The 11,979-nt window shown below is 42.6% G+C and carries 16 protein-coding genes; all 16 read left to right on the top strand.

Going from position 1 to position 11,979, the window contains the following annotated elements; all coding sequences use genetic code 11:
* The first annotated feature begins 34 nt into the window (after positions 1-34).
* On the top strand, positions 35-487 hold the full coding sequence (gene fur, locus MHI46_RS10830) for a ferric iron uptake transcriptional regulator (protein ID WP_003215577.1): 453 nt from the start codon (positions 35-37) through the stop codon (positions 485-487).
* A gap of 117 nt (positions 488-604) precedes the next feature.
* Positions 605-832 (top strand): YqzK family protein, encoded by a 228-nt coding sequence (locus tag MHI46_RS10825; RefSeq protein ID WP_024428058.1) that lies wholly within the window; start codon positions 605-607, stop codon positions 830-832.
* 6 nt (positions 833-838) lie between these two features.
* The gene (gene xerD / locus MHI46_RS10820) at positions 839-1,729 is read left to right on the top strand and encodes a site-specific tyrosine recombinase XerD (RefSeq protein ID WP_039179686.1); all 891 of its coding nucleotides are present in this window, start codon (positions 839-841) and stop codon (positions 1,727-1,729) included.
* A 153-nt stretch (positions 1,730-1,882) separates the two neighbouring features.
* Entirely contained in the window at positions 1,883-3,067 is a 1,185-nt protein-coding gene (deoB, locus tag MHI46_RS10815; protein ID WP_064497560.1) for a phosphopentomutase, read from the top strand.
* Positions 3,068-3,078: 11 nt separating this feature from the next.
* Positions 3,079-3,891 (top strand): purine-nucleoside phosphorylase, encoded by an 813-nt coding sequence (locus MHI46_RS10810; RefSeq protein WP_047204125.1) that lies wholly within the window; start codon positions 3,079-3,081, stop codon positions 3,889-3,891.
* Between the two features lie 126 nt (positions 3,892-4,017).
* On the top strand, positions 4,018-5,205 hold the full coding sequence (locus MHI46_RS10805) for a D-alanyl-D-alanine carboxypeptidase family protein (protein WP_064497558.1): 1,188 nt from the start codon (positions 4,018-4,020) through the stop codon (positions 5,203-5,205).
* A 161-nt stretch (positions 5,206-5,366) separates the two neighbouring features.
* Positions 5,367-5,720, top strand: a complete 354-nt coding sequence (gene spoIIAA / locus MHI46_RS10800) for an anti-sigma F factor antagonist (RefSeq protein ID WP_024422866.1) — start codon at positions 5,367-5,369, stop codon at positions 5,718-5,720.
* Positions 5,717-6,157 carry an anti-sigma F factor gene (spoIIAB, locus tag MHI46_RS10795; protein ID WP_024422865.1) on the top strand — a complete coding sequence of 147 codons (441 nt, stop codon included), beginning with the start codon at positions 5,717-5,719 and terminating at the stop codon, positions 6,155-6,157. Before spoIIAA ends, spoIIAB begins: the two co-directional genes overlap by 4 nt.
* Positions 6,158-6,170: 13 nt before the next feature.
* Positions 6,171-6,938, top strand: coding sequence for an RNA polymerase sporulation sigma factor SigF (gene sigF, locus MHI46_RS10790; RefSeq protein WP_144464519.1), 768 nt, complete (start codon positions 6,171-6,173; stop codon positions 6,936-6,938).
* Positions 6,939-7,052: 114 nt separating this feature from the next.
* On the top strand, positions 7,053-7,673 hold the full coding sequence (locus MHI46_RS10785; RefSeq protein WP_144464521.1) for a stage V sporulation protein AA: 621 nt from the start codon (positions 7,053-7,055) through the stop codon (positions 7,671-7,673).
* Positions 7,663-8,079: a stage V sporulation protein AB gene (locus MHI46_RS10780; protein WP_039179670.1), complete on the top strand. Its 417-nt coding sequence runs from the start codon at positions 7,663-7,665 to the stop codon at positions 8,077-8,079. The genes MHI46_RS10785 and MHI46_RS10780 overlap by 11 nt, the downstream gene beginning before the upstream one ends.
* A gap of 20 nt (positions 8,080-8,099) precedes the next feature.
* Positions 8,100-8,552 carry a stage V sporulation protein AC gene (spoVAC, locus tag MHI46_RS10775; RefSeq protein ID WP_039179667.1) on the top strand — a complete coding sequence of 151 codons (453 nt, stop codon included), beginning with the start codon at positions 8,100-8,102 and terminating at the stop codon, positions 8,550-8,552.
* A gap of 12 nt (positions 8,553-8,564) precedes the next feature.
* Entirely contained in the window at positions 8,565-9,581 is a 1,017-nt protein-coding gene (spoVAD, locus tag MHI46_RS10770; protein WP_228280236.1) for a stage V sporulation protein AD, read from the top strand.
* Positions 9,581-9,931: a stage V sporulation protein AE gene (gene spoVAE / locus MHI46_RS10765; protein ID WP_007501045.1), complete on the top strand. Its 351-nt coding sequence runs from the start codon at positions 9,581-9,583 to the stop codon at positions 9,929-9,931. The genes spoVAD and spoVAE overlap by 1 nt, the downstream gene beginning before the upstream one ends.
* A gap of 6 nt (positions 9,932-9,937) precedes the next feature.
* Positions 9,938-10,546 (top strand): stage V sporulation protein AE, encoded by a 609-nt coding sequence (locus MHI46_RS10760; protein WP_024422859.1) that lies wholly within the window; start codon positions 9,938-9,940, stop codon positions 10,544-10,546.
* Entirely contained in the window at positions 10,491-11,972 is a 1,482-nt protein-coding gene (locus tag MHI46_RS10755) for a spore germination protein (RefSeq protein ID WP_099663355.1), read from the top strand. Before MHI46_RS10760 ends, MHI46_RS10755 begins: the two co-directional genes overlap by 56 nt.
* The last annotated feature ends 7 nt before the right edge of the window (positions 11,973-11,979 follow it).

Raw genomic sequence — 11,979 nt, 5'->3', positions numbered from 1 at the left:
ATGATCAAGTAATGTGGCGTAGGAGGGAAAGTCAATGGAAAATAGGATTGATCGAATTAAGAAACAGCTTCATTCTTCCAGCTACAAGCTCACGCCACAGCGTGAAGCCACAGTAAGAGTACTGCTTGAGAATGAAGAAGACCATTTAAGTGCAGAAGATGTATACCTCCTCGTAAAAGAGAAGTCTCCTGAAATTGGTCTTGCTACTGTTTATCGGACGTTAGAATTGCTCACTGAACTGAAAGTTGTTGATAAAATTAACTTTGGAGACGGCGTTTCGCGATATGATCTTCGCAAAGAAGGAGCCGCTCACTTCCATCACCATCTTGTCTGCATGGAATGCGGAACAGTCGATGAGATAGAAGATGATTTATTAGAAGATGTAGAAGAGATTATTGAACGTGACTGGAAATTTAAAATTAAGGATCATAGATTGACATTCCATGGTATTTGCCACCGGTGTCATGATGATGAATCCGGCAAATAATCCGAATTGGAACCTTTTCATTTAAGATGAAGAGGTTTTTTGCATTTTCGCTGTATATTCCTTGTCCTACCTGGCATATGCTGAAGTAATGAGAAGGTGAGAAAGGACTTGAAGATCATGCGAAAATGGCTCAAAACAACAGGTGAAGTGATCAAAGTATTTATCTTGTTCACAGGTTTTACCGTCCTGTTCTATTATGCTATGATATGGATAAATTCAGAATATGAAAGCTACCATCGTTATGATAAACCAGAGGGTGCAGCAATTAAAGTGATGGAAATGGATCAGCCGAATCAAGACAATTGGCAAGACCGATTGATTTATTTTTATCAAAACGGGGAGTAGAAATCATTGAACGATCAATTATCCGACTTTATTCATTTTATGACCGTAGAGAGAGGACTCTCTGAAAATACCATTGTTTCTTATAAAAGAGATTTGCAGAACTACTTGTCTTTTTTAATGACACATGAACAGCTGACGGATATTAGCGATGTCACGCGCCTGCATATCATTCATTATTTAAAGCAGTTAAAAGAGGAAGGGAAATCGAGTAAAACGTCTGTACGGCATCTATCATCGATCCGTTCCTTTCATCAATTTCTGCTTCGGGAAAAAGTGACAACGGATGACCCGTCATGGAACATTGAAACGCAAAAAACAGAGCGGACATTACCGAAAGTTCTATCATTAGGGGAGGTCGAAAAACTGCTTGATACACCAAATCAGCACACTCCCTTTGACTACCGAGACAAAGCAATGCTTGAGCTCTTATATGCAACAGGCATTCGCGTCAGTGAAATGCTGGATCTGACCCTTGCAGATGTGCACCTCACAATGGGCTTTATCCGCTGTTTTGGAAAAGGAAGAAAAGAGCGAATTGTGCCAATCGGTGAAGCTGCCGCAAGCGCAATTGAAGAATATATCGAAAAGGGAAGAAGCAAGCTGTTAAAAAAACAGCCGTCCGATGCCCTGTTTCTCAATCATCACGGGAAAAAAATGTCGCGCCAGGGCTTCTGGAAGAACTTAAAGAAACGAGCCATTGAAGCAGGGATTCAAAAGGAGCTGACGCCTCATACGCTCAGACATTCATTTGCTACACACCTGCTTGAAAACGGTGCGGACTTAAGAGCTGTACAGGAGATGCTCGGACATGCCGATATCTCAACAACACAAATTTATACACATGTGACGAAAACAAGACTGAAAGATGTGTATCACAAATTCCATCCAAGGGCATAAGTAAAGCATGACACGATGAACGGGTGTCATGCTTTTTCATCTTTACACCGTTTATGGTTGTCAACTGGCTTGTAAACGGTTTATACTTGAGATGTCTGACCTCTTACTGTTTGTAAGGTCAAAAGACAAGAATATTGAAGGAGGCGCTTTTTAATGCCTGATTATCAGTATAAACGCATTTTCCTCGTCGTAATGGATTCAGTAGGGATTGGGGAAGCACCAGATGCTGCTGATTTTAATGATGTAGGTGCAGATACACTTGGACATATTGCTGAAAAAATGAACGGGCTTCATATGCCGAATATGGCGAAGCTTGGGCTGAGTCATATTAAAGAAATCAAAGGAATTCCAGCGGATGAAAAACCGCTTGCGTATTATGGAAAAATGCAAGAAGCATCAAATGGTAAAGACACAATGACAGGGCATTGGGAAATCATGGGTCTTTACATAGACACACCGTTCAAAGTCTTTCCAGACGGATTCCCAGATGAACTATTAAATGAATTAAAAGAAAAAACTGGCCGAGGTATTATTGGAAATAAACCTGCGTCTGGTACGGAAATTTTAGATGAGCTTGGCGAAGAGCACATGAAAACAGGCGATTTAATCGTTTATACATCTGCGGATTCTGTGCTGCAAATTGCTGCGCACGAAGAAGTTGTGCCATTAGATGAGCTTTACCGTATTTGTGAAATTGCCCGTGAACTCACATTAGATGAAAAATATATGGTTGGACGGATTATCGCTCGTCCGTTTGTCGGAGAGCCTGATGCTTTTGTTAGAACACCAAACCGTCATGATTATGCGTTAAAACCATTTGACCGTACAGTTATGAATGAACTCAAAGATGATGGGCTCGATGTCATTGCGATCGGAAAAATCTCTGATATTTATGACGGCGAAGGAATCACATCATCTCTTAGAACAAAATCGAACATGGATGGAATGGACAAGCTGGTCGATACACTTAAAACAGACTTTACAGGACTCAGCTTTTTGAACCTTGTTGATTTTGACGCTCTTTACGGACATAGAAGAGATCCAGAGGGTTATGGAAAAGCATTAGAGGAATTTGACGCACGTCTTCCTGAAGTGTTTGACCTGTTGAAAGAGGATGATCTTCTTGTGATCACAGCAGATCATGGAAATGACCCGGTTCATCACGGAACAGATCATACAAGAGAATACGTTCCGCTCATTGCTTACAGCAAAAAGCATCAGGAAGCAAATGAACTGCCAACAGCAAAAACATTTGCTGATCTTGGGGCAACCGTTGCCGATAATTTCAAGATAGCGATGCCAAAATACGGAACAAGCTTTTTATCTAAACTCAAATAGGGGGAAATCTCGTGGGAGCACAGTTTTCAGAAGCGGCGGCATATATTAAACAAGCATCGACATATGTACCAACAGTTGGATTGATTTTAGGATCAGGGCTTGGCATTTTAGCAGATGAGATTGAAAATCCAATCAAAATAAAATATGAAGATATTCCCGGATTCCCTGTTTCAACAGTAGAGGGACATGCAGGGCAGCTCGTGATCGGAACGCTGAAAGGCACTGTCGTTTGCGCGATGCAAGGACGTTTTCATTTCTATGAAGGGTATGATATGAAGCAAGTGACGTTTCCTGTCCGTGTGATGAAAGAAATTGGTATTGAAACATGCATTGTCACAAATGCAGCCGGCGGAGTGAATACTTCATTCCGTCCAGGAGACCTCATGCTGATCACAGATCATATCAATATGATGGGAACCAATCCATTAATTGGCCCAAATGACAGTCAAGGCGTTCGTTTCCCTGATATGTCTGCACCGTACGATAAAGAATTGCTGGCACTTGCAGCAGAAACAGCCCAGCGTTTAGGTATATCTGTACAGCAAGGGGTTTATGCAGGGATGACAGGCCCTTCATATGAAACACCTGCTGAAGTTCGTTTCCTTAGAACGCTTGGAGCAGATGCGGTAGGAATGTCGACTGTTCCAGAAGTCATTGTTGCGCGTCATGCAGGAATCAAAGTACTTGGCATTTCATGCATTTCCAATGCGGCATCTGGTATTTTGGATCAGCCGCTGTCACATGATGAAGTGATCGAAGTAACGGAAAAAGTGAAAGCAAGTTTTCTTGATTTAGTAAAAGACATTGTCAAACAACTTTCATAGCATGTGTCCAGAAGCCTTCTGCTACCCAAGCAGAAGGCTTTTTTTATTTGCAATCATACGATCTCTGAATAAAACAGCCTGTATGAGGAAAAAATAGAAAGGATTACGATAATGGAGGTCTGCCACTTGAAACGTCATATATGTGCATTGTTTATTTTAATGATCCTTATCTCAATGGTTTCACCATCTGCGACAGCAAAAGAAAAGATTGAAAAACCAGGAGAAAAACAAACATCAGAATTGGCACACGAAGCCAAATCAGCGATCTTAATAGAACGTGACACGGGAAAGGTGCTTTACAACAAAAACAGCGATGAAAAGCTTGCACCCGCAAGTATGACCAAAATCATGACGATGCTTCTCATCATGGAAGCTATAGATCACGGTAAACTGAAAATGACAGACAAGGTCAGAACGAGCGACTATGCAGCGTCCATGGGAGGGTCGCAAATCTTCCTTGAACCAGGAGAAGAAATGACCGTGAAAGAAATGCTGAAAGGTATTGCGATTGCGTCAGGAAATGATGCTTCAGTTGCCATGGCAGAGCATATTGCAGGATCTGAAGAACAGTTCGTAGAGCAGATGAACAAAAGGGCGAAAGAGCTTGGCCTCACCTCAACAGTCTTTCAAAACCCAACAGGGCTCCCTGAAAAAGACCACTACAGCACAGCTCACGATATGGCAATAATGGCAAAAGAGCTGTTGAAATATGAACAAATCACAAAATTCACAGGTGTCTACGAAGACTATCTACGACAAAACACAGATAAAAAATTCTGGCTTGTAAACACAAACCGTCTGATTAAATTTTATCCAGGTGTCGATGGGGTGAAAACCGGTTTTACAGGTGAAGCGAAATACTGTTTAACTGCATCTGCTAAAAAAGGTAACATGCGCGTCATTGCGGTTGTTTTCGGCGCAAGCACCCCGAAAGACAGAAACGCTCAGGTAGTCAAAATGCTGGACTACGCATTTAGTCAATATACGACTCATCCGCTTTACAAACGAGGGCAAGATGTGGCGGAGGTCAAAGTGAGCAAAGGGAAAAAGAAAAATATTCAGCTCGTTACTTCTGAACCGATCTCCCTTCTAACGAAAAAAGGCGAAAATGTGGATCAGATCAAAAAAGAAATCAAATTGTCTCATGATGTCAAGGCTCCATTTTCAAAAGGAACGGAACTTGGTACGATCGTCTTGAAAAAAGATGGAAAAGTGCTGCATGAAAGTCCTGTAGAAGCAAAAGAAGGAATGGAAAAGGCAGGCATTTGGACTTTCTTCAAACGAGCAATGGCTGATTTTGTGAAATGGAAATAAAAGGAGAAAGACTGCTGGAATGGGCAGTCTTTTTGCTATGAGGAAAAAGAAAAGAACATCTAAATGTGACGAATGGTCACTAGTTTTGTCATGGTGAAGGATTTACTTCTTATAAAAGAGAAACACTCTTTATCCGAAATAGAGCAAGGAGGAATAAAAAGATGAGCCTTGGTATTGATTTTCAAGTAAAAGAGAGCGTACTTTGCATTCGGTTAACAGGAGAGCTCGATCATCACTCCGCAGAAACATTGAGACAAAAGGTGACGAATTATTTGGAAACAGAGGACATTCGCCACATTGTGCTGAATCTGGCTGATTTATCGTTTATGGACAGCTCTGGACTCGGAGTGATTTTAGGAAGATATAAAGAGATTAAGCAGCTTGGCGGAGAAATGGTCGTCTGTGCCATCTCGCCAGCAGTGAATCGGTTATTTGATATGTCTGGTTTGTTTAAAATCATTCGTATGGAGCCTTCAGAGCAAACGGCTTTGCAAACATTGGGGGTGGCGTCATGAGAAATGAAATGAATCTGACTTTTTCGGCATTAAGCCAAAATGAATCGTTTGCGAGGGTGACAGTCGCGGCGTTTATCGCTCAGCTTGATCCGACTTTAGATGAATTAACAGAAATCAAGACCGTCGTATCCGAGGCAGTGACAAACTCCATCATCCATGGCTATGATGGGAATCCAGATGGCAAGGTGCATATCCATGTCACATTAGATGACCATGTCGTCTACCTCACCATCCGTGACGAAGGCATGGGTATTACCGATCTTGAGGAAGCAAGACAGCCGCTTTTTACAACAAAACCAGACTTAGAGCGCTCTGGAATGGGCTTTACCATCATGGAGAATTTTATGGATGATGTCATGGTGGACTCATCTCCAGAAATGGGCACGACCATCCGTTTAACAAAGCATCTATCAAAAAGCAAAGCGCTTTGTAATTAAAGGAGCTGCTCATATGGATGTGGAGGTAAAAAAGCAAGCTAAAAAAGCCCAGCTGTCAAATGATGAAGTCAAAGAGCTCATCAAAAAAAGCCAAGACGGTGATCAGCAAGCAAGAGACCTCCTCGTAGAAAAAAACATGCGTCTTGTTTGGTCCGTTGTTCAGCGCTTTTTAAATAGGGGATATGAACCAGATGATCTGTTTCAGATTGGCTGTATTGGACTGCTGAAATCTGTGGATAAATTTGATTTGTCATATGATGTAAAGTTTTCAACTTACGCCGTCCCAATGATCATCGGGGAAATTCAGCGATTCATTCGGGATGATGGTACGGTCAAAGTCAGCCGGTCATTAAAGGAACTTGGAAATAAAATCCGGCGGGCAAGGGATGAGTTGTCTAAGTCTCATGGAAGAATGCCGACCGTTCAAGAAATTGCCGAATACCTTGATATCACACCAGAGGATGTCGTCCTCGCCCAAGAAGCGGTCCGCTCCCCATCATCCATTCATGAAACGGTGTATGAAAATGATGGGGATCCGATAACATTGCTTGATCAAATTGCCGATCATTCTGAAGAAAGATGGTTTGACAAAATTGCTCTGAAAGAAGCGATCAAGGAATTAGAAGAAAGGGAAAAACTCATTGTGTATTTAAGGTATTATAAAGACCAGACACAATCTGAGGTTGCAGTAAGACTTGGCATTTCACAGGTGCAAGTCTCACGGCTTGAAAAGAAAATTTTAAAGCAAATCCAAATGCAAATGGATCAAAAAGACAGCTAGCCAATTCGGCTGGCTTTTTTTGTGTGGTAATTACCGGTAAATCAAGTTCTATCAGTATGAGAACCATTTTTCACCACATACTATTTTTAACCCCTCGTATAGGAAGTGACTTGGATGGACGGACAAATCTTTATTCGGCTGCGCCATCGAATCAAGACCGGAATAGATCAGCTCATTTATTTAGAGGATGTCGCCCAAATCACTGGTGATGAGTTTGCTGTGCAAAAGCTTAGCAAAATGCCGGTGTATCATGTCAGCAAAAAGGATCGTCACATCGCCGTTCTTGATATCATGCATGTCGTCAAAACGATCAAAAAAACGTGGCCGGATATCGACATTCAAACCGTTGGCGGCTCTGAGGCCATTGTTGAAATTGATACAGGCAAACGCCAGCTTTCTCCCGTTTTATTTGTGTTTGTATGGCTTCTATTATTTGTCGGAGCGGCGCTTGCCATTATGAATTTCCACGAGGATGTCAGTATGCGGCTCGTTCATATCCGCCTATATGAAATGATCACAGGGAAAACGGTTGAGCATCCGTATTTATTACAAATTCCATATAGTTTTGGACTCGGCTTTGGCATGATTTTGTTTTTCAATCATGTATTTAAAAAGCGTTTAAATGAAGAACCAAGTCCGCTCGAAGTGGAAATGTTTAAATATCAGCTCGATCTCGATCATTATGTCGCACTCAATGAAAATAAAGAAACATTGAAGGATATCCATGATCGGTAAATGGCTTTTTGTCGTACTCGTTGGACTTGGCGGCGGTTTAACAGTCGGAGCAGGATTTGTGGCATTTCTTACAGTGCTTGGCATCATTCCCCGCTTAATGCAATTAACCAAAACGCAGCGCTTCATACAAGGGTACGAGGCGGCAGTCATTAGCGGGGCGGTTGTTGGCGGCTGGGCCACCTTAAGTCAAATACATCTGCATTTAACCAAATGGCTGGCGCTGCCGGTCGGTCTTTTATCAGGCATCTTTGTCGGCATGCTTGCAGCTGCACTTACTGAAGTATTAAATGTACTTCCTATATTAACGAAAAGAATTGGAATGGACGGGAAAATTGTTTTGCTGCTCATGGCCATCGTCTTAGGAAAGATATTTGGTTCACTATTTCATTGGCTTATTTATATTTAAGAAATTGGAGGGAACAACACGTGTCGAGTTTAAAAGAAAACTATCCATCTAAGGTGAAAACATATCAGCCCAAACCTCCTTATGTCCTCAACTGCATCAAGGCGTTTTTAGTTGGCGGCTTAATCTGTCTAATAGGTGAGGGGCTGCAAAATTTCTATATCCACTTTTTTGATTTTAATGAAAAGACAGCAGGGAACCCGACAGTGGCAACCCTCATTTTAATTTCTTCTCTATTAACGGGTATCGGTATTTACGATAGAATCGGCCAGTTTGCTGGAGCGGGATCGGCCGTACCGGTAACAGGCTTTGCTAACAGTATGACAAGTGCTGCCCTTGAGCATAAAAGTGAAGGGCTTGTTTTAGGTGTTGCCACAAATATGTTTAAGCTCGCTGGGAACGTCATTGTGTTCGGTGTCGTCTCGGCATATATCGTAGGGATCATTCGATACATCTTCGAAAAGATGTTTTCGTAGGAGGAATGAAAGGTGAAACTAACAGGTAAACAATCTTGGGTATTTGAGTACAAGCTTTATGTCAATGCAGAAGGAACTGCTGCAGGACCTAAGGAAAAAGAAGGTCCAATTGGACATTTAATTGATAAAACATACGATGAAATGCACTGTGATCAAAAGAACTGGGAAATGGCTGAAAGGAAGCTCATGGATGATGCGATATCAACCGCTTTATCGAAAGCAAATTTGCAAAAAAGCGATATTGATCTGTTGCTAGCTGGAGATTTACTCAACCAGAACGTCACAGCAAACTATGTGGCAAGAGAGCTGAAGATCCCGTTTCTCTGCTTATTTGGAGCATGCTCGACCTCAATGGAATCGGTCGCCATTGCGTCAGCACTCATTGATGGTGGCTTTGCAAATAGAGCCATCGCAGCAACAAGCAGTCACAATGCGACCGCAGAACGCCAATTTCGAAACCCGACCGAATACGGCGGACAAAAGCCAGATACAGCAACAAGTACCGTAACAGGGAGCGGAGCCGTTATTATCAGCCAAGAGCCCTCACAAATTCAAATTACAAGTGCAACGGTAGGCAGGGTCATGGATCTTGGCATTACAGATCCATTTGATATGGGATCGGCCATGGCACCGGCCGCGGCAGACACCATCAAGCAGCATTTAGAAGACTTAGGAAGAACAGTAGATGATTACGATTTGATTTTAACTGGAGATTTATCAGGCATTGGTTCACCGATCTTAAAGGATCTCCTGAAAGAAGAAGGTATCCAGCTTGGGCGAAAGCACGATGATTGCGGTTTAATCATCTATACACCCGATCAAAACGTATTCGCTGGAGGCAGCGGCTGTGCTTGTTCAGCTGTTGTGACATTTAGTCATATTTTTCAAGAAATGAAAGCAGGGAATCTGCAAAGAGTACTCGTTGTCGCAACCGGGGCGCTACTCAGCCCAATGATGGTTCAGCAAAAAGAGACCATTCCGACCATTGCGCACGGTGTTGTATTTGAGCGTGCAGGAGGAGAGAGCTAATGGATTATCTTATCGCTTTTGTGGCAGGCGGACTTATTTGTGTCATTGGCCAGCTTTTGCTAGATGTACTCAAACTCACGCCGGCACATGTCATGACTACTTTTGTTGTGGCAGGTACCATTTTAGACGGATTCGGTATTTATGATAAATTTATTGAATTTGCAGGTGCGGGCGCAACCGTACCAATCGTCAGCTTTGGTCATAGCTTGCTTCATGGGGCAATGCACCAGGCAGATGTACATGGATTCATCGGCATCGGTATCGGTATTTTTGAATTAACCTCGGCTGGAATATCAGCTGCGATTTTATTCTCATTTATTATCGCACTGATCTTTAAACCGAAAGGATAACCGAATATGGGGCAAAGACGGAAAGTCATTTTAGTGACAGACGGAGATATATATGCTGCCAAAACCATTGAGCTCGCCGCTAAAAACGTCGGCGGACGATGTATTTCCAGCTCAAAAGGAAATCCAAGCAAACGGACAGGACCTGAACTTGTTCAGATGATTTTAAAAACACCGTATGATCCAGTCTTTGTGATGTTTGATGATTCTGGACTGACCGGTGAAGGAACAGGCGAGACGGCGATGAAACATGTAGCACGCCACCCTGAAATCGAAGTCATTGGCGCGATTGCAGTTGCATCTAAGACGCACCAAGCCGAATGGACAAAGGTCCATGTCTCCATTGACCGGGAAGGTGAACTGACAGAATACGGTGTCGACAAACACGGTCTTCCCGAAATGGAGCCCCATAAAATGAGCGGGGATACAGTGTATTGTCTTGACTCCCTCAATCTCCCATTAGTTGTCGGGATTGGAGATATTGGCAAGATGGGACGGAAAGATGATCTGAGCAAGGGATCTCCAATCACGATGAAAGCAGTGGAATTAATATTAGAAAGGAGTGGCTTCCATGAAGAAAGACAAGGTAAACGTGTACCGAGACCCGAAGAAAAATGAAGATTACTTCAAAGAAAATGTCGGAATGGGTCTCAGCTTTGACCTTGGTGTTCGGAAAATTTATATACACGATCAGGAAATCCAGCTTTACTATGTAAACGGATTGTGTGATACACAGTATGTCATCTACTTATTAAAAGAACTAATCGAAATCAATGACAACGAACCAGAATCAGATGATCTTGCACATGTAGTCGAGAACCGCCTTGTCAATCAGCAGGTCTCCAAGGTAGAAACGCTGGATGAAGCGGTGGATCAAGTGCTGTCCGGGCTTGTAGCAGTTGTTGTAGAAGGTGAAAACTACGCCTTTATCATTGATGTTAGAAGTTATCCTGGCAGAATGCCTGAGGAGCCGGATACAGAAAAGGTTGTCAGGGGAGCAAGAGACGGTTTTGTTGAAAACATTATTGTAAATACAGCGCTTATTCGAAGAAGAGTGCGGGATGAAAAGCTGCGATACAAAATGCTCAAAGTAGGCGAACGTTCCAAAGCCGATGTTTGTGTTTGCTATATTGAAGATATTGCAGACCCAGATCTTGTAGATATTATAGAAAAAGAAGTATCAGGAATTAAGGTCGATGGGCTGACGATGTCTGATAAAACGATTGAAGAATTTATTATTAAGCAAGGATATAATCCCTTTCCGCTAGTGCGTTATACCGAGCGTCCAGATGTCGCCGCTAACCACATATTAGAAGGGCATGTCATCATCATTACGGATACATCCCCTAGTGTCATCATTACACCAACCACTATTTTTCACCACGTTCAGCATGCAGAAGAATACCGCCAGGCTCCTGCCGTTGGTACATTCCTAAGATGGGTACGCTTTTTAGGCATTTTATGTTCTACCTTTCTTTTGCCGATTTGGTTTCTTTTTATCCTTGAACCAAATCTTCTGCCTGACAATTTAAGCTATATTGGGTTTAACAAACCTTCTCATATCCCTGTGATTCTCCAAGTGTTCCTTGCTGATTTCGGGGTGGAATTTTTAAGAATGGCAGCAATTCATACGCCAACCGCATTGTCGACCGCCATGGGACTGATCGCGGCTGTTTTAATTGGACAAATCGCTATTGATGTCGGTTTGTTTACACCAGAGGTCATCTTATACGTTTCACTGGCGGCGATCGGTACCTTTACAACGCCAAGCTATGAGCTGAGTGTCGCCAATAAGATTGTCAGGCTCATCATCCTAGCACTAGTGGCGATCTTCAAGCTGAATGGACTCATCATTGGTTTTACGTTGTTACTCATTTATTTAACTTCCATTCGTTCATTGCAGACGCCTTATATGTGGCCGTTCCTCCCTTTTAATGGGAAGGCTTTGTGGCAAGTGCTGATTCGGACGTCTGTTCCTGGCTCAAAAGTAAGACCGAGCATCGTTCACCCTCAAAACAGATCAAAAATTCCGCCAAATTCTTAAGGCTCAT

Origin of the sequence: Bacillus sp. FSL K6-1000, from assembly GCF_038630785.1 — a bacterium.
Lineage (GTDB): Bacteria > Bacillota > Bacilli > Bacillales > Bacillaceae > Bacillus > Bacillus safensis.
The sequence above is the reverse complement of the archived record's forward strand: the minus strand, read 5'-3'. Positions and strand labels throughout refer to the sequence as shown.

Bases quoted from the DNA above. Each gene is read 5' to 3' on its own strand.
- MHI46_RS10785 (WP_144464521.1), top strand. From the start codon at position 7,053: ATGGACGGACAAATCTTTATTCGGCTGCGCCATCGAATCAAGACCGGA.
- MHI46_RS10780 (WP_039179670.1), top strand. From the start codon at position 7,663: ATGATCGGTAAATGGCTTTTTGTCGTACTCGTTGGACTTGGCGGCGGT.
- MHI46_RS10760 (WP_024422859.1), top strand. From the start codon at position 9,938: ATGGGGCAAAGACGGAAAGTCATTTTAGTGACAGACGGAGATATATAT.
- spoIIAA (WP_024422866.1), top strand. From the start codon at position 5,367: ATGAGCCTTGGTATTGATTTTCAAGTAAAAGAGAGCGTACTTTGCATT.
- spoVAE (WP_007501045.1), top strand. From the start codon at position 9,581: ATGGATTATCTTATCGCTTTTGTGGCAGGCGGACTTATTTGTGTCATT.
- deoB (WP_064497560.1), top strand. From the start codon at position 1,883: ATGCCTGATTATCAGTATAAACGCATTTTCCTCGTCGTAATGGATTCA.
- fur (WP_003215577.1), top strand. From the start codon at position 35: ATGGAAAATAGGATTGATCGAATTAAGAAACAGCTTCATTCTTCCAGC.
- sigF (WP_144464519.1), top strand. From the start codon at position 6,171: ATGGATGTGGAGGTAAAAAAGCAAGCTAAAAAAGCCCAGCTGTCAAAT.
- MHI46_RS10825 (WP_024428058.1), top strand. From the start codon at position 605: ATGCGAAAATGGCTCAAAACAACAGGTGAAGTGATCAAAGTATTTATC.
- spoIIAB (WP_024422865.1), top strand. From the start codon at position 5,717: ATGAGAAATGAAATGAATCTGACTTTTTCGGCATTAAGCCAAAATGAA.